Annotated in this window: 16 protein-coding genes; 15 read left to right on the forward strand and 1 reads right to left on the reverse strand. The window is 52.1% G+C overall.

Annotated elements, in window-relative coordinates; genetic code table 11:
- The first annotated feature begins 301 nt into the window (after window positions 1-301).
- The 9 genes from LQ901_RS02650 (at window position 302) to dinB (ending at window position 8,645) form a co-directional block, all read left to right on the forward strand.
- Window positions 302-1,645 (forward strand): Na(+)-translocating NADH-quinone reductase subunit A, encoded by a 1,344-nt coding sequence (locus tag LQ901_RS02650; RefSeq protein ID WP_010864295.1) that lies wholly within the window; start codon window positions 302-304, stop codon window positions 1,643-1,645.
- A gap of 5 nt (window positions 1,646-1,650) precedes the next feature.
- Window positions 1,651-2,895: an NADH:ubiquinone reductase (Na(+)-transporting) subunit B gene (locus tag LQ901_RS02655; RefSeq protein ID WP_010864294.1), complete on the forward strand. Its 1,245-nt coding sequence runs from the start codon at window positions 1,651-1,653 to the stop codon at window positions 2,893-2,895.
- The gene (locus tag LQ901_RS02660) at window positions 2,888-3,667 is read left to right on the forward strand and encodes a Na(+)-translocating NADH-quinone reductase subunit C (RefSeq protein ID WP_010864293.1); all 780 of its coding nucleotides are present in this window, start codon (window positions 2,888-2,890) and stop codon (window positions 3,665-3,667) included. Before LQ901_RS02655 ends, LQ901_RS02660 begins: the two co-directional genes overlap by 8 nt.
- The gene (locus tag LQ901_RS02665; protein WP_010864292.1) at window positions 3,660-4,289 is read left to right on the forward strand and encodes an NADH:ubiquinone reductase (Na(+)-transporting) subunit D; all 630 of its coding nucleotides are present in this window, start codon (window positions 3,660-3,662) and stop codon (window positions 4,287-4,289) included. Before LQ901_RS02660 ends, LQ901_RS02665 begins: the two co-directional genes overlap by 8 nt.
- Before the next feature lie 6 nt (window positions 4,290-4,295).
- Window positions 4,296-4,892: an NADH:ubiquinone reductase (Na(+)-transporting) subunit E gene (nqrE, locus tag LQ901_RS02670; RefSeq protein WP_010864291.1), complete on the forward strand. Its 597-nt coding sequence runs from the start codon at window positions 4,296-4,298 to the stop codon at window positions 4,890-4,892.
- 22 nt (window positions 4,893-4,914) lie between these two features.
- Entirely contained in the window at window positions 4,915-6,138 is a 1,224-nt protein-coding gene (nqrF, locus tag LQ901_RS02675) for an NADH:ubiquinone reductase (Na(+)-transporting) subunit F (RefSeq protein WP_010864290.1), read from the forward strand.
- An 8-nt stretch (window positions 6,139-6,146) separates the two neighbouring features.
- Window positions 6,147-7,181 (forward strand): FAD:protein FMN transferase, encoded by a 1,035-nt coding sequence (locus LQ901_RS02680; RefSeq protein ID WP_010864289.1) that lies wholly within the window; start codon window positions 6,147-6,149, stop codon window positions 7,179-7,181.
- A gap of 9 nt (window positions 7,182-7,190) precedes the next feature.
- On the forward strand, window positions 7,191-7,412 hold the full coding sequence (gene nqrM, locus LQ901_RS02685; protein WP_010864288.1) for a (Na+)-NQR maturation NqrM: 222 nt from the start codon (window positions 7,191-7,193) through the stop codon (window positions 7,410-7,412).
- Window positions 7,413-7,589: 177 nt separating this feature from the next.
- Complete coding sequence (gene dinB / locus LQ901_RS02690; RefSeq protein WP_010864287.1) at window positions 7,590-8,645, forward strand: DNA polymerase IV; 1,056 nt, start codon at window positions 7,590-7,592, stop codon at window positions 8,643-8,645.
- A gap of 111 nt (window positions 8,646-8,756) precedes the next feature.
- On the opposite strand, the gene LQ901_RS02695 is transcribed toward dinB, so the two are convergent.
- Window positions 8,757-10,217: an aminoacyl-histidine dipeptidase gene (locus LQ901_RS02695; protein WP_152136401.1), complete on the reverse strand. Its 1,461-nt coding sequence runs from the start codon at window positions 10,215-10,217 to the stop codon at window positions 8,757-8,759.
- A 1,118-nt stretch (window positions 10,218-11,335) separates the two neighbouring features.
- Between LQ901_RS02695 and gpt the strand changes: the two genes are divergently transcribed.
- The 6 genes from gpt (at window position 11,336) to LQ901_RS02725 (ending at window position 17,560) form a co-directional block, all read left to right on the forward strand.
- Window positions 11,336-11,797, forward strand: a complete 462-nt coding sequence (gpt, locus tag LQ901_RS02700) for a xanthine phosphoribosyltransferase (RefSeq protein ID WP_039045523.1) — start codon at window positions 11,336-11,338, stop codon at window positions 11,795-11,797.
- 94 nt (window positions 11,798-11,891) lie between these two features.
- Window positions 11,892-13,136 carry an esterase FrsA gene (gene frsA, locus LQ901_RS02705; protein ID WP_233671949.1) on the forward strand — a complete coding sequence of 415 codons (1,245 nt, stop codon included), beginning with the start codon at window positions 11,892-11,894 and terminating at the stop codon, window positions 13,134-13,136.
- Window positions 13,137-13,197: 61 nt separating this feature from the next.
- Window positions 13,198-13,602: a sigma factor-binding protein Crl gene (crl, locus tag LQ901_RS02710; RefSeq protein ID WP_010864283.1), complete on the forward strand. Its 405-nt coding sequence runs from the start codon at window positions 13,198-13,200 to the stop codon at window positions 13,600-13,602.
- A gap of 119 nt (window positions 13,603-13,721) precedes the next feature.
- Window positions 13,722-14,825 carry a glutamate 5-kinase gene (gene proB / locus LQ901_RS02715; protein WP_039045525.1) on the forward strand — a complete coding sequence of 368 codons (1,104 nt, stop codon included), beginning with the start codon at window positions 13,722-13,724 and terminating at the stop codon, window positions 14,823-14,825.
- 10 nt (window positions 14,826-14,835) lie between these two features.
- Window positions 14,836-16,101: a glutamate-5-semialdehyde dehydrogenase gene (locus LQ901_RS02720; RefSeq protein WP_064978073.1), complete on the forward strand. Its 1,266-nt coding sequence runs from the start codon at window positions 14,836-14,838 to the stop codon at window positions 16,099-16,101.
- 166 nt (window positions 16,102-16,267) lie between these two features.
- Complete coding sequence (locus tag LQ901_RS02725; RefSeq protein ID WP_233671950.1) at window positions 16,268-17,560, forward strand: efflux RND transporter periplasmic adaptor subunit; 1,293 nt, start codon at window positions 16,268-16,270, stop codon at window positions 17,558-17,560.
- The last annotated feature ends 9 nt before the right edge of the window (window positions 17,561-17,569 follow it).

The raw sequence follows: 17,569 nt of genomic DNA on the forward strand, positions 1-17,569 counted from the left end.
CGTTTTTACCTCAATTTTGTGTGCTTTGTGTCAGAGAGAACCGCTTTGAGAATGGCATCAAAGAAGACAAAAATGCTAAAATATGCATCTTGTAATGGGTTTACATCTGTTACGGCTGTAGCGAAAGTTTTAAGAGTTTAACAGCGGGAATGGCGGTGAGCCGGCGGCGAAATGACAGGACGATTTTTGCCTACAGGTTCGATAAATCACATTCTCCACAGGCTCGGGTAAAGGCGTCAGGATGTCGTTTCTTGCTCGGACAAATCTTTCTTTCCTTCCCGATAAAGTAGTGCAAGTGAATATGATTACAATTACAAAGGGTCTGGATCTCCCTATTGCGGGTGTGCCGACGCAAGTAATCCATGATGGTCCGACCATCAACCAAGTCGCTACGCTAGGCGAAGAGTACATTGGTATGCGCCCTACCATGCATGTGCATGAAGGGGATGTGGTGAAAAAAGGCCAGGTTCTGTTTGAAGACAAAAAGAACCCAGGCGTGAAATTCACTGCACCTGCCAGTGGAAAGGTTGTAGCAATCAACCGAGGTGCCAAGCGTGTGTTGCAATCTGTTGTGATTGCCGTTGAAGGTGACGAACAAATTACCTTCAAGCAATACAGTGCAGACGAATTAACGACGCTGGATCGTCAGCAAGTTAAAGACAATCTTATCGAGTCCGGCCTGTGGACTGCGTTCCGTACCCGTCCGTTCAGTAAAGCGCCAGCCGTAGACAGTGAGCCAGTGGCCATTTTCGTTACGGCGATGGATACCAATCCATTGGCAGCGAATCCGGAAGTGGTGATCAACGAGCAGGCTGATGCTTTCGTACAGGGTCTGAATGTACTGACTCGTCTGACTGACGGCAAAGTGCACCTGTGTAAAGCGCCGGGCGCGAAGATCCCATTCACCACCGATGCACAAGTGGTGATCACCGAGTTTGCCGGTCCGCATCCTGCAGGTCTGGCGGGCACGCACATCCATTTCTTGGAGCCAGTTAGCCTGAACAAGATCGTTTGGCATATTGGTTATCAGGACGTGATTGCGGTCGGTAAACTGTTTACTACCGGTGAGCTGTACACCGATCGCGTGATCGCGCTGGGTGGCCCACAGGTGAACAATCCGCGTCTGATCCGTACCCGTCTGGGTGCCAGCACCGAGCAGCTGGTAGCCGGTGAGCTGAAAGACGGTGAAAACCGTGTGATTTCCGGTTCTGTACTGAACGGGACTATCGCTGCTGACAGCCATGCATTCCTGGGTCGTTTCCACAACCAGATTTCTGTGCTGCTGGAAGGTCGTGAGAAAGAGTTTATGGGCTGGCTGGTGCCGGGCGTAAACAAATACTCTCTGACTCGCACCACACTGGCGCACCTGTTTAAGAAGCATCTGTTCAAATTTACTACCGCAACTCAGGGCAGTGAGCGTGCCATGGTGCCTATCGGCAGCTATGAGCGTGTTATGCCGCTGGATATTCTGCCAACGCTGCTGCTGCGTGATCTGATTGTGGGTGATACTGACGGTGCGCAGACATTAGGTTGTCTGGAACTGGATGAAGAAGACTTGGCGCTGTGTACCTTTGTGTGCCCAGGCAAGTATGAGTATGCCCCAATCTTGCGTGATGTCCTGACCAAGATTGAGAAAGAAGGTTAATCGAGATGGGTTTGAAACACGCTCTTGAAAAGCTCGAACATCATTTCGAGCCAGGCGGCAAGTACGAGAAGTTCTATGCCGTATACGAAGCCGTGGCTACCATTTTCTATACGCCGGGTACTGTTACCCGTACGTCTGCCCACGTTCGTGACGGGATAGACCTTAAGCGTATGATGATCATGGTGTGGATCGCCGTATTCCCAGCCCTGTTTTGGGGTCTGTACAATACCGGTGCACAGGCCATTATTGCCCTGAACCACATGTACGGTGCTGAGCAACTGGCTCAGATCGTTGCCGGTGACTGGCACTACTCTCTGGTTGAAGCGCTGGGTGGTTCGATGACCGCGGCTGACGCTGGCTGGGGCAGTAAAATGCTGCTGGGTGCAACCTACTTCCTGCCAATCTTTGCCGTGGTATTTGCGGTAGGTGCGACATGGGAAGTGCTGTTTGCTATCGTGCGCGGCCATGAAGTTAACGAAGGTTTCTTCGTAACCTCTATTCTGTTTGCCCTGATTGTTCCGCCGACTCTGCCATTGTGGCAAGCCGCGCTGGGTATCAGTTTCGGTGTTGTTGTCGCTAAAGAGATCTTTGGTGGTACTGGCCGTAACTTCCTGAACCCTGCTCTGGCTGGTCGTGCATTCCTGTTCTTTGCTTACCCAGCACAAATCTCCGGCGATCTGGTATGGACCGCTGCTGACGGTTTCTCTGGTGCGACCGCGCTGTCCCAGTGGGCAACTCAAGGTCAAGCAGGTCTGGTGCACAATGCAACCGGTCAAGCAATCACGTGGTTCGACGCATTCCTGGGTAACATTCCAGGCTCCATCGGTGAAGTGTCTACCCTGATGATCCTGCTGGGTGCGGCATTCCTGGTGTACATCCGTGTTGCCTCTTGGCGCATCATTGCCGGTGTCATGATCGGTATGGTGGTGACCTCTACGCTGTTTAACCTGATCGGCTCTGCAACTAACCCGATGTTTGCCATGCCTTGGTACTGGCATTTGGTGCTGGGTGGTTTTGCGTTCGGTATGGCGTTCATGGCGACTGACCCAGTATCAGCCTCTTTTACCAATAAAGGTAAGTGGTGGTACGGTGCGCTGATCGGCGTGATGGCAGTACTGGTTCGTGTGGTTAACCCGGCGTATCCGGAAGGTATGATGCTGGCAATTCTGTTTGCTAACCTGTTTGCCCCGATTTTCGACTATCTGGTGGTACAGGCAAACATCAAGCGGAGGAATGCGCGTAATGGCTAAGAGTAACGATAGCATCGCCAAAACGCTGCTGGTGGTAATTTCCCTCAGTCTGGTGTGCTCCATCATCGTAGCCGGTGCTGCGGTGGGTCTGAAGTCTACCCAGATTGAACAAAAGCAGCTGGATAAGCAGCGTAACATTCTGTCTGTTGCGGGCTTATTGCAGCCGAATGTCAATGTTAAAGAGACATTCAGCAAGTTCATCGAACCACGTCTGGTGGATCTGGCGACCGGCAACTTCGTTGAAGGTGATGCCGCTCACTACGACCAGCGTGCTGCGGATAAAGACCCAGCGCTGAGCATCAGCATCCCTGCTGATCAGGACGTAGCGAAGATCAAGCGTCGCGCGAAAGTGTCGGCGGTGTATCTGGTACGTGATACCGAAGGCAAGGTAACGCAAGTGATCCTGCCAGTACACGGTACCGGTCTGTGGTCCATGATGTACGCCTTCCTGGCGGTAGACATTGATGGCAACACCGTAAAAGGCATCACTTACTACGATCAGGGTGAAACCCCGGGTCTGGGCGGCGAAATTGAAAACCCGAACTGGCGTAAGCTGTGGGTTGGCAAGAAGCTGTTTGATGTCGACGGTAAGCCGGCAATTCATATCGTGAAAGGAACCGCACTGCCAAACGATCCGTATGCGATCGATGGTCTGTCAGGTGCAACTCTGACCGGTAACGGCGTACAGAACACCTTTGACTACTGGCTGAGCGAGAATGGCTTTGGTCCATTCCTGGCCAAGGTGCGTGCTGGAGAGTTGAACAATGGTTGATCGTAAAGAAATGAAAAAACTGTTGGTCGGCCCGGTACTGGATAACAACCCGATTGCACTGCAGATTCTGGGTATCTGTTCGGCACTGGCCGTGACCACCAAGATGGAAACCGCGTTTGTAATGACGCTGGCGGTAACTGTGGTAACCGCGTTCTCCAACTTGTTTATCTCACTGATTCGTAACCATATTCCGAACAGTGTACGTATTATCGTGCAGATGGCGATCATCGCCTCGCTGGTAATCGTGGTAGACCAGGTGCTGAAGGCGTATGCCTATGAGATCTCCAAGCAGCTGTCGGTATTCGTGGGTCTGATCATCACCAACTGTATCGTAATGGGCCGTGCGGAAGCCTATGCAATGAAGTCGCCTCCAAAAGAGAGCTTCTTGGACGGTATCGGTAACGGTCTGGGCTACGGTGCGATCCTGCTGGCCGTTGCGTTCCTGCGTGAACTGATCGGTTCCGGCAAACTGTTCGGCGTGTCCATTCTGCCTCTGGTACAGGATGGTGGCTGGTATCAGAGCAACGGTCTGTTCCTGCTGGCACCAAGCGCATTCTTTATCATTGGTGGTCTGATTTGGGCTATCCGTACTTACAAGCCTGAACAAAACGAGAAGGATTAACGGCAGATGGAACATTATATCAGTCTGTTTGTCCGCTCTATTTTCATTGAAAATATGGCGCTGGGCTTCTTCCTGGGGATGTGTACTTTCCTGGCAGTGTCCAAGAAAGTGGCGACCTCGTTTGGTCTGGGTATCGCAGTAACCGTCGTTCTGGGTATTGCTGTTCCAGTTAACAACCTGGTGTTCAACCTGATCCTGAAAGATGGCGCACTGGTTGCTGGCGTTGATCTGAGCTTCCTGAGCTTCATCACCTTTATCGGTGTAATCGCAGCTCTGGTACAGATCCTGGAAATGGTGCTGGATAAGTTCTTCCCACCACTGTACAACGCGCTGGGCATCTTCCTGCCGCTGATCACCGTAAACTGTGCGATCTTCGGCGGCGTATCTTTCATGGTGCAGCGTGACTACAACTTCAGCGAATCCATCGTATACGGTATCGGCTCCGGTATCGGTTGGATGCTGGCGATTGTGGCTCTGGCCGGTCTGCGTGAGAAGATGAAGTATTCCGACGTACCGAAAGGTCTGCGTGGTCTGGGTATTACCTTTATCACTGTAGGTCTGATGGCGCTGGGCTTCATGTCCTTCTCCGGTATCCAGTTGTAATCAGGGCGTATAGGAACATTCAATGGAAATTATTCTTGGCGTAGTAATGTTCACCCTGATCCTGCTGGCATTGGTTTTGGTAATTCTGTTTGCCAAATCCAAGCTGGTAAGTTCCGGTGACATTACGATTGAAATCAACGGCGATCCTAACCTGACCATCACGACTCAGGCTGGCGGTAAGCTGCTGGGTGCTTTGGCAGCCAACGGGATTTTCGTTTCTTCAGCCTGTGGTGGCGGTGGCTCTTGTGGTCAGTGCCATGCCAAAGTGCTGGAAGGCGGCGGTGATGTACTGCCGACCGAACTGTCTCACATCACCAAGCGCGAAGCGGCAGAAGGTTGCCGTCTGGCTTGCCAGGTGAACGTGAAAGAAAACATGAAGATCGAGCTGCCAGAAGAGATCTTCGGCGTGAAGAAGTGGGAATGTGAAGTTATCTCTAACGATAACGTTGCCACCTTCATTAAAGAACTGGTACTGGCAATTCCGGAAGGCGAAGAAGTGCCATTCCGTGCCGGTGGTTATATCCAGATCGAAGCGCCAGCGCACCACATTAAATACTCTGACTTCGATGTTCCTGAGGAATATCGTGAAGATTGGGACAAGTACAACCTGTTCCGTTATGAGTCAGTGGTTAATGAGCCAATCATCCGTGCATACTCCATGGCGAGCTATCCGGAAGAGAAGAGCATCATTATGCTGAACGTGCGTATCGCTACGCCGCCACCAAGCAACCCAGATGCTCCTCCAGGTCAGATGTCTTCTTTCATCTGGTCTCTGAAGAAGGGTGACAAGGTGACCATTTCTGGTCCATTTGGTGAGTTCTTCGCCAAAGACACCGACAACGAAATGGTGTTCATCGGTGGTGGTGCGGGTATGGCGCCAATGCGTTCCCACATTTTCGACCAGTTGAAGCGTCTGCACTCCAAGCGTAAGATGAGCTTCTGGTATGGTGCTCGTTCTAAGCGCGAAATGTTCTATGTAGAAGATTTCGATATGCTGGCAGCTGAGAACCCGAACTTTACGTGGAATGTGGCGTTGTCTGATCCGTTACCGGAAGACAACTGGACCGGTTACACCGGCTTCATCCACAACGTGATTTACGAGAACTATCTGCGTGATCACGAGGCGCCGGAAGACTGCGAATTCTACATGTGTGGTCCTCCAATGATGAACGCCGCGGTCATTAAGATGCTCAAAGATCTGGGCGTTGAAGATGAAAACATTCTGCTGGATGACTTTGGTGGTTGATATCCCGCATGTTTGTAAAAACTAAGCAATGGCTAGCCCTGGTCGGGCTGGCCTTTTTTCTAAGTGGGTGTAATGACAGTTCGTCAAACGAACAGATTGCCCTGCAAGGCCAAACGATGGGGACCTATTACTCCATCAAGTACATTAACCAAGATAATTTGCCAGCGCCGGAGCAGGTGAAAACCGAAATCGATAAGCGTCTCGAACTGGTCAATGACCAGATGTCGACCTATCGACCGAAATCCGAGCTGAGCCGCTTTAACAGCAGTACCGCCGTTAACACGCCATTTGCCGTGTCTGCCGATACTGCCAAAGTGGTGCGTGAAGCTTTGCGCATCAATCAAGTGACGCACGGAGCACTGGATGTGACCGTGGGGCCGCTGGTGAACCTGTGGGGCTTTGGTCCAGAAGGTCGCCCAGACAAAGTGCCAACGCCTGAAGCGCTGGCGGAGCGCAAAGCGCGCGTCGGTATTCGTCATTTGTCGGTACAGGGTGATGCGCTGGTGAAAGCGATCCCTGAGCTGTATGTCGATTTGTCATCGATTGCCAAAGGGTTTGGTGTCGATCAGGTGGCCGAGTATTTAGCGTCGCTTGGGATCCAAAACTACATGGTGGAGATTGGCGGCGAAGTGCGTCTGCACGGTCATAACGCACAGGGTAACCCGTGGCGTATCGCCATTGAAAAGCCGGTTGCGGGTGTAGACCAAACCGCGCAGGAAATTATCGCGCCGGGAAATATGGCGATTGCTACCTCTGGTGATTACCGCAATTACTTTGAGCAAGATGGGAAGCGTTATTCGCACACCATTGACCCGCGCACTGGCGAGCCGATTCAGCACAAGATGGTGTCTATCACCGTGCTGGCACCAACGTGTATGGAAGCTGATGGTCTGTCGACCGGTCTGAATGTCTTGGGCGAGGAAGAAGCGCTCAAAGTGGCTAACGCTCACAACATTGCGGCCTTTATGATCATCAAAACTGCCGATGGCTTCAAAGAAGTGGCCACCGAGGCGTTTAAACCCTATCTGCAAAAGCAACCGTAAGGAGCTTCGATGACCGTATTTATTGCTACGTTTGCGGTATTTGTGTTGGTCATTGCCGGTATGGCAATTGGCTATATTGTGCAGAAGAAAAGCATTCATGGCAGCTGTGGCGGAATTGCCAGCTTAGGTCTGGAAAAGGTCTGTAACTGCCCTGAGCCGTGCGATAAGCGTAAAGCTAAAATGGCGGAAGAGGCCCGTTTGGCCAAGCTGCAGGAAAATCGCATCATCTGATGCTTGCTCGCACTATTTGCCTGCTCTCACCCGCGTTGTGTGAACTGCGCGTAAACGCGGGAGTGATGCTCGATGGTACTGATATTGGCCCCTGTCACGACAGGGGCTTTTTTCTGCCTGCTGGATTGTCATTCAGCTATCACTGCATGTATATTTATACAGTGATGCGAGGCGGGTATGCGGAAGATTATTCATATTGATATGGACTGCTTTTATGCAGCAGTCGAAATGCGCGACAACCCCAAATTGCGCCATGTACCGTTGGCTATCGGCGGGCGAAGTGAGCGGCGCGGGGTGATCAGCACCTGTAATTATGTGGCGCGCCGTTTTGGTGTGCACAGTGCCATGCCTACCGCGCAAGCCTTTAAGCTGTGTCCGCATCTGACGCTATTACCTGGGCGGATGGATGTGTACAAACGGGTTTCACAACAGCTACATGCCATTTTCCGCCGCTATACCCCGCGTATTGAACCTCTGTCATTGGATGAAGCCTATTTAGATGTCACCGAGTGCAGCTTATTCCACGGCTCGGCGACCTGGATTGCCGAGGATATCCGGCGTGCTATCCGCGAAGAGTTACAACTCACAGCTTCCGCGGGTGTTGCGCCGGTAAAGTTTCTGGCCAAAATCGCCTCCGACATGAATAAGCCCGATGGGCTGTATGTTATTCGCCCAGAGCAAATGCCGGATTTTGTCGCCGCATTGCCGCTCAATAAAATCCCCGGTATTGGCAAAGTATCAGCGCAAAAACTGGCTGATATGGGGCTGTATACCTGCGCCGATGTTCATCGTGTGGAGCTGAAAACGTTAGCCGACAAGTTTGGCAAGCAAGGACATATGCTGTGGCAACGCAGTCAGGGGATTGATGAGCGGGAAGTTAACCCTGATCGACAGCGCAAATCGGTTGGGGTAGAGCGCACCTTAGCCGAAGATATTAACTCGCTCGACGAGTGCCGCCGGTTGGTGACGGAGTTGTATCCCGAATTAGAGCGTCGCTTGCAGCGGGTGAGTCCGTCTTTGGCAATTGCGCGGCAAGGGGTGAAGCTTAAGTTTTCCGATTTTCAGCTAACCACCCAAGAGCATGTCTATCCGGTGTTGTGCCTCGATGATTTGTTGCAACTGGCCGAGTCGGTTTGGCAGCGCTGCGAAGGGCGTGGGGTGCGATTAGTGGGCTTACATGTAACCTTGCTTGACCCACAATTGATTCGGCAATTGGCTTTGCCGTGGAGCTAGCGGTAGACTGCGCATCACGTACTTCGCGAAATAAATTAGCGGCATAAAAAAGGGTTGTCCTATGGACAACCCTTTTGTCATGGATAATCGGCCAGATAGCCTTACCGGTGATTAACCACGCGCAGGAATGTTTTTCAGCAGCATGGTCAGTAATTGCCAGTATTTATCGACGCTAGCAATGTGTACGCGCTCATCTGGTGAGTGTGGGCCACGAATGGTTGGGCCGACAGACACCATATCCATTTGTGGGTATGGCTCTTTAAACAGGCCACATTCCAGACCGGCGTGGATCACCATGATGTTCGGGGTTTTGCCGAACATGTCTTGGTAGGTTTCACGCACCACTTGCATGATTGGTGAGCTGCTGTCTGGTTTCCAGCCTGGGTAGCCGCCGGTGAACTCAGCGTTTGCGCCTGCCAGCTGAGCCAGCGCTTTGAGCATGTTTTGCACGCCACAACGGCCGCTGTCGATCAGAGAACGGATCAGGCAGACAATTTTCACTTCGCTGTCAGAGGTGGTAACGACACCGACGTTCAACGAGGTTTCCACCACGCCTGGCACGGCATCGCTCATACGCATCACGCCGTTCGGGCAGCTGTGCAGCAGCGCCAGCAGACGTTGCTGTGCATCGTGGGCGAAAACTTGAGCCGATTGCGCGGCGTTATCCAGCAGGATAGTCAGGTTTGGCTCGATCGCGCCCAGCTCGTTTTTCTGAATTTCAGTGAATTTGCTTACCAGTGCTTGCAGACGCTCTACGTTGGCTTGTGGCAGCACAAAGGTCGCAGCACCTTCACGAGGAATTGCGTTACGCAGGGTACCACCGTGAATGTCAGACAGACGCAGACCCAGCTCTTCAGCGTGACCGAACAGGAAACGGCCCAGTATCTTGTTAGCGTTGCCCAGATACAGGTGGATATCACCGCCGGAGTGGCCGCCTTTCAGACCTTTTACGGTCAGGGTGAAGGCGTGCATGCCCGGAGGTGTCGCTTCGCGGCTCACTGGCAGGGTCAAAGTGGCATCGATACCACCGGCGCAACCCATGTAAATCTCACCTTCTTCTTCCGAGTCGGTGTTGATCAGGATTTCGCCTTGCAGCCAGTTTGGTTGCAGACCAAATGCACCGGTCATTCCGCTTTCTTCATCGATAGTCAGCAGCACTTCCAGTGGGCCGTGCTCCAGATCAGACGATGCGACCACCGCCAGCGCAGAAGCCATACCGATACCGTTGTCCGCGCCCAGTGTAGTGCCTTGGGCTTTTACCCACTCACCATCAATATAAGGACGGATCGGATCACGGGTGAAGTCATGCTCAGTGTCGTTGTTCTTTTGCGGCACCATGTCCAAATGCGCTTGCAGCACCACCGGTTTACGGTTTTCCATGCCTGGCGTTGCTGGCTTACGGATCAGAATGTTGCCGACCTGATCACGCTCAACGTGCAGATTTTGGCTACGCGCCCACTCCACAATGTAGTTTGCCAGCGCTTCTTCGTGATGCGATGGGTGTGGAATAGAGCAGATCTTTTCGAAAAATTGCCACAAAGGTTGTGGTGACAGATGGCCCAATTGAGACACGGCGTGAACTCCTTTCGGGTGCCTGACAAAACAGCAATGAAGGGATACTGCTGTGTGGCCCCGTATTGTCAGTAATAGTGGAATCAACCCTGCGCTATTTATAACTACGTTGTCAAATAAAACAGCGTGTTATTTGGCAAATGCAGGTTTATGAGTCACAGCATACCACTGCCATTGCAGAAGCAAAAAATGATCTGCCGTTTTCTGCGATAGATTTTACCCACATGACAGGCCGTAAAAGAGGTGACCCACGCGGCACATGCCATTCCAATGATAAGACAATGAGTTGCAAACGCTGAATTGTTGCGCTCTGTCTGTAATTTTTAGATCAAGAATGATGGAGTGTTTAAGTGCTGAAAGGTTTTTGCGTGATACATATCACTTTTTCTTGTAATTAAATTCCGAAGTGGTATTATTTTGAGCGTTGAGAAAAGCAACACAACAACATGCAACGCAACTTTAGAAAGCTTAAGGATTAAGCCCGTGTCTCACGCCTCCAAGGAACTGAGAACAAGTTAAAGGCGCCGCATTGGTCTTTAGTAACACTTGTTAATGAGGTGATTTATGCAAGGTATTTATTGCGATTTGTTCTGGAACCGTCGTGGTGTCTATACCGGACAACAGTTTGTTTATCCACGCGAGTTCGGCTACCGAATTTTCTGATTACCGGTTTCACTGCCCGGTAATGATGGCAACATTGAACGATTTTGTTCATCCCTATTGGTCTATCAGTGAATTATGATGGCCCACACCTGATTCCTAGGTATTTTTACCACCTTCCAGCGAAGGTGGTTTTTTTTGCCTGCAATTTACCAGTGCTGTAAAAAGCAGCAGTTGGCCGCACAATCCTTCAAAAGATTGCATATATCGCAGATTCTCTGCCTGAATCACTGGTTTTTGTCTGGTGTTGTCTCTATAATCGCGCCCCAACAGTTTTTAGCTCTTTTTTAGGTAAATTGGCAAACGTTTGCCACTGCATGCATACCAAGACCGATTTCACTAGGCTGTCGGGTTATCTGGCATTCTACTGAAATCGTTTTTATTCTTGATAACGTGTTACGTCCAACAAAATTGAAACGCAATGCCGCTGAGTACGGGTTGCGATCGGGGTTATCGCCATGACAGAAAAATATATCGTCAGCTGGGACATGCTGCAGATCCACGCCCGTAAATTGGCTCACCGTTTGCTGCCAGCCGAGCAGTGGAAAGGCATTATCGCGGTTAGCCGCGGTGGTCTGGTACCGGCAGCCTTGCTGGCTCGTGAACTGGGCATTCGTCATGTAGATACCGTGTGTATCTCTAGCTATGACCACGATCATCAGCGCGCCCTGACGGTGCTTAAGCGTGCTGAAGGGGATGGCGAAGGCTTCCTGCTGGTTGACGATCTGGTGGATACCGGTGGTACCGCTAAGGTGCTGCGCGAGATGTATCCGAAAGCGCACTTTGTGACAATGTTCGCTAAGCCGGCCGGTCGCCCACTGGTTGATGACTATGTGATTGATATTCCACAAGAGACTTGGATTGAACAGCCGTGGGATATGGGTATCACTTTCGTCCCGCCAGTTGCCGGACGTGACTAAATATTGACTAAACGCCTCGCATCTTGCGGGGCGTTTTCTTATGCTGTGGCGTAAACTCGACAACATCATCGGATGACAGGAGTGTTGTACGTCAATGAGTGAACCTATCAACCGCTCGCAAAGTCTGTTTAAGCCGCAGGTTAATCAGCAGGAAACCTCGACGATTGCCCGTCGCCAACCGCGTATTGCCAACCCACAAATTAACTCTTCTTTAGATGGTCGAACTGAGCCTAGCTGGTATCGGGTCTTGAACCGTCCGCAATGGATTTGGCGCGGTATCAATCCTATTGATTTAGAAGCCACACTGGCGCGCATTGCGGTCAGCGATGCAGAGCGCACTCAGCCTCATTTGCTTGATACCGTGATTGGCTATCGCAGCGGTAACTGGATTTACGAATGGGCCAATCAGGCCATGCAGTGGCAGCAAAAAGCGCTGGATGCCGGCGATCAGTCGCAGGCCGGTGAACATTGGCTACAGGCTGCATTGCATTACAGCGTGGCCAGTTATCCGCATCTGCGCGGTGACCATTTGGCCGAGCAAGTCGAAGTGCTGGCTAACCGCGCTTACAAAGAAGCTGCGCATTGCTTGGGTTACAAGGTACGCGAACTGTCATTGCGCCATGAAGGACATCCGCTGCAGGCGTATTTGCACCTGCCGGGCGATGAAGGCCCTTATCCGGTCGTGATGCTGTGTGGTGGTCTTGATAGCCTGCATAGCGACTCGTATCGCTTGTTCCGCGAATATCTGGCCCCGCGTGGTATTGCCATGGTGACCATGGATATGCCATCGGTCGGCGCCTCTTCACGCTGGACACTAACCCAAGACACCAGCTGTTTGCATCAGGTATTGCTGCACCATCTGGAGCAAGAGCCGTGGGTCGATCATCATAAAGTGGTGATTTTAGGGATCCGGTTTGGTGCCAATGCCGCGCTCCGACTGGCGTTTTTAGAGCCGCAGCGTTTGCGTGGCGTCGCTTGTCTGGGCGCCGTGGTGCACCATCTGCTGTGTAGCCCACGTCAGTTTGACCAAGTGCCGCAGATGTATGTGGATATGCTGGCGAGCCGCTTGGGCATCGATGCCTCGGAGGAAGGGTTATTGCGCGCCGAACTGCAAAGTTACTCGCTGAAAAACCAAGGGCTATTGGGGCGTCGTTGTCAGGTGCCGGTATTGGCGGCGGGAATTGAGGGCGATCCGTTCTGCCCAGAAGAAGAAAACCGCTTTATCGCGATGTCTTCGGTAGAAGGACGACGCTTAAAAATTCCGTCCAGCCCTCTGCCAACCGGCTTCCAACGGGCTATGGAACAGATTGCTGATTGGATAGAACAAAAACTAATATAAAACAGCTTGCCAGCTCTCCGGTATTTGCTGCAAGAATAGGCAAATCACCAAGGAGGTGCATATGCTGGTTCTCGGGCAACCCCGCTCTAAGCTGATCAGAAAACTGACTGCTCTTGGCCCTTACCTGCGTGAAAGCCAGTGTCTGGAGCAGCAGTTTTTCTTCGATTGTCTGGCCGTTTGCGCCAATCCACGTCTACCCACCGAAAAACGAGAGTTTTGGGGCTGGTGGCTGGAGTTACAGGCTGATGCGGATCGTCAGGCGCTAACCTATCAGTATCGCTTTGGTTTTTACGATAAGAACGGTGATTGGTTGGAAAAACCGTTACCGGATAAAACCATTGCTGATGAAGTTCACAATACCCTACGGGTGTTCTATCCGCGATTACGCCAATTACTACACAGTTTGGAGATTGAACTGCAGCCTGCGCCCGGCGTATGTGGCATAGATCTCAATACGGCGGCCTGAACCTGCAACGGCGTGCTGAATCGTGAAAATTTTTGCGCAGTCAGTTGGCAGCGCCGCTGCAAGCTGCTACAACAAAGATTCACTTTTTTTCAGCCAAAGCAGGATTCAGGCATTATCCCATGAGCAGTTGTCAAACCATCGTTGTGAAATTGGGTACCAGTGTGCTGACAGGCGGTTCACGGAAGTTGAACCGCGCACACATGGTGGAGCTCGTCCGACAGTGTGCACAGATGCAGCAAGCCGGCCACCGTATGGTGATCGTAACGTCCGGTGCTATTGCTGCCGGTCGTGAACACTTGGGCTACCCCGATCTCCCTCCCACGATGGCGTCGAAACAACTGCTGGCCGCGGTGGGGCAAACATGCCTGATCCAGCTTTGGGAGCAGCTGTTCTCAATTTACGGCCTCAACATCGGGCAGATGTTACTGACCCGTGCTGACTTGGAGGATCGCGAGCGTTTTCTGAACGCCCGTGATATGCTGCGTGCCTTACTCGATCAGAATATTGTGCCGGTCATCAACGAAAACGATGCCGTAGCCACCACTGAAATCAAAGTGGGCGATAACGATAATTTGTCTGCGTTGGCGGCGATTTTGGCCGAAGCCGACAAACTGATTTTGCTCACTGACCAAGCAGGCTTATTTACCGCAGACCCTCGCAAACACCCTGAGGCCGAGCTCATTCGCGAAGTCCACGCCGTGGATGATACTTTGCGTGCACTGGCCGGTGACAGCGTATCCGGTTTAGGTACTGGCGGCATGAGCACCAAGCTACAAGCGGCCGATGTGGCCAATCGCGCCGGTATCGAAGTGGTGATTGCAGCGGGGAGCCGAGCGCATGTGATTGCCGATGTGGTTGCCAATCATTCCGTGGGCACCCGTTTTCATCCACAAACCACGCCATTAGAAAACCGTAAACGCTGGATTTTCGGGCCACCACCGGCGGGTGAACTGCAGGTAGATGATGGCGCGGCGCAAGCCATTTTACAGCGTGGCAGCTCTTTATTGCCAAGTGGCGTGGTCAGCGTAAGCGGTACCTTCTCGCGCGGTGAAGTGCTGCGCGTGCGGGCACCGAATGGTAAAGAGATTGCCCGTGGCATGAGCCGTTACAACAGTGATGCGCTCAGTTTGATTGCCGGACACCAGTCGCAAGAAATTGCCGACATTTTGGGCTACGAATACGGACGGGTGGTGATCCACCGCGATGATCTGATTCTGATTTAAGGGTAAGACAATGAATCGTTTAACGGATATGGGGTATGCCGCCAAACAGGCGTCATACCGTTTAGCTATCTTAAGTTCAGCCCAAAAGAATCAGGCCTTACATCTGATTGCCGATGAGCTGATGGCGCGGGAAGCTGAAATTCTGGCGGCGAATGCCCGTGATTTGTTTGCCGCCGAAGCGGCCGGTTTGAGCAGTGCGATGCTCGACCGCCTGTGTCTGACGCCTGAACGTCTACAAGGAATTGCCAGCGATGTGCGTCAGGTTAGTCGCTTGCATGATCCGGTCGGCGAAGTGATAGACGGTAGTCGTTTGGATAATGGGCTGGATCTGGTGCGCCGCCGCGTTCCGCTTGGGGTGATAGGCACCATTTATGAGGCGCGCCCGAATGTGACCATTGATGTGGCGAGTTTATGCCTGAAAACCGGGAATGCGGTGATTTTACGCGGTGGTAAGGAAACTGTGCATACCAATCAGGCGATGGTAGCTGTTATTCAGCATGCGTTGGCAGAATGCAATTTACCGGCAGCTGCGGTGCAGTCGATTGACGATCCGGATCGGGCGTTGGTGACCGAATTGCTGACACTGGATAAGTATGTCGACATGATTATCCCACGCGGTGGTTCAGGGTTGCAGGCCTTGTGCCGTGAACAAGCCACCATCCCCGTGATTACCGGCGGTATTGGCGTGTGTCATATGTTTGTGGATGCCAGTGCCGATTTGATTGGCGCCGTGAGTGTGATTGAAAACGCCAAAGTGCAACGTCCGAGCGTGTGTAACGCCTTGGAAACCCTGTTGGTGCATCGCCATATTGCGGCAGATTTTTTGCCGGAATTGGCCAATTATTTGCACAGTTTGGGTGTGACTTTACATGCTTGCCCAGAAAGTTTGGCGTTGCTGCAGGCGGCCGGTACACGTGCGCAGGTGATCCCGGTGCAGGCTGAGGATTATGTGGATGAGTGGTTGTCGCTGGACTTGAACGTCAAAATTGTGGGGGATCTGGATGAAGCGATTAGTCATATCAACCACCACGGTAGCGGCCATAGTGAAAGCATTCTGACTCAGACGCTGGCGCACGCAGATCGCTTTACCTTAGAAGTAGATGCCGCGGCGGTATATGTTAACGCTAGCACCCGTTTTACTGACGGTGGCCAATTTGGTTTAGGCGCCGAAGTGGCGGTCAGTACACAAAAACTGCATGCGCGTGGGCCGATGGGTTTAGAAGCCCTGACCACCTATAAGTGGATTGGCTACGGGGATAATCTAACCAGAAAATAACCCCTTGTTTTAATTAGCAAGCTTATTATTGACGCCGTCCGGTTATGCCGGGCGGCGTTTTTATTTTCGCCAAACTGACATTTTTGACCGCAAAAAAACGGCGCTCTTCTATGCTGATTAAAGGCATCTGTATGTCATAACCAGAAATGCAGCAAGGAACACGATTATGTGCCTTTTCTTATTCAGGAATGCTCAGCTTCCGCATGTTTCTTCTTTGCCCCACGCTGGTGCGTCTCGCCGCTTTGCTGCGTTGCTGACGCTGTGCTTCTCCTTGCTGTGGCTCACAGGCTGCGATGGTGATAAGACCGCAGCCGAAAGTGGCGCCTCGCCTGCGGCCATACCGGTCAAAACCTTACGCTTACAAGGCCAAGAAGTGCCAGAGGATTTCTCCTTTGTCGGCCTGACCAAGAGCTCGCAACAGGTCAACATTGTGTCGCGTGTAAATGGTTTTCTGGATAAGCAGGTGTATCAAGATGGCGCCATGGTAAAGCAGGGGCAGACCTTGTTTTTAGTGGATGCCAAACCATTCCAAGCGCAGTTACAAGCCGCGCAGGCCGCCTTGTCGCAGCAAAAAGCCAATTTGCTTGTCGCTCAGCAAAACTTACGGCGTATTAAGCCACTTGCCGCGCAAAATGCGGCAAGCCAAAAGGATCTGGATCAGGCGATAGGGCAGGAAAAATCCGCGCAAGCGCAAGTCGAAATGGCCAAAGCGCAAGTGGTGCAGGCGCAGTTAAATTTGGGCTATGCCACCATCAAATCGCCATTAACCGGGATCAGCGGTGAAGCCTTGATTGATGAAGGCACCTATGTCACCGCTAGCGACAAATTGACCTATGTGGCGGCGTTGTCTCCTATGTGGGTCAATTTCAGTATCTCGGAAGCCCAATCGTTAAAGCGCGATGAAATGATGCGCCAAGGGCTGCTACGCTATCCGGGCGATAGCAAGTTTGATGTGCAACTGACGCTGTCGGATAACTCGGTGTATCCAGAAAACGGCCGCATCACTTTTGCTAATGCCGAATATGACTCGAAAACCGGCACTTTTTTGGTGCGGGCGAGCTTCGAGAATGCCGATGGCAAATTACGCCCAGGGCAGTTTGTTCGCGTGACCGTGAAAGGCGCGGTACGGCCAAATGCGATTTTAGTGCCGCAGTCGGCGGTGATGCAGGGCGCCAATGGACACTTTGTCTGGGTGGTGAACAAAGACAATAAAGCTGAATATCGGGCGGTTACGGTCGGTAGCTACGTGGGGCATGACTGGTTAATCGAACAAGGTTTACAACCGGGCGAGCAGGTGGTGGTAGAAGGCGGCATGATGCTGCGTCCTGATACGCCAGTGGTTGCTACCGAGGTGAGTGCGACGGCCTTGAAAGCGGCTGACGCCGCATCAGCGGGAACGTCGAAACCAGAGTCGGTGCCTGCACCGAAACCCGATCAGAAGCCAGCACAGGCGCAATAATCAGGGGGC

Source organism: Plesiomonas sp. PI-19 (assembly GCF_021368255.1).
GTDB classification, from domain to species: Bacteria; Pseudomonadota; Gammaproteobacteria; order Enterobacterales; family CAMTGL01; genus Plesiomonas; species Plesiomonas shigelloides.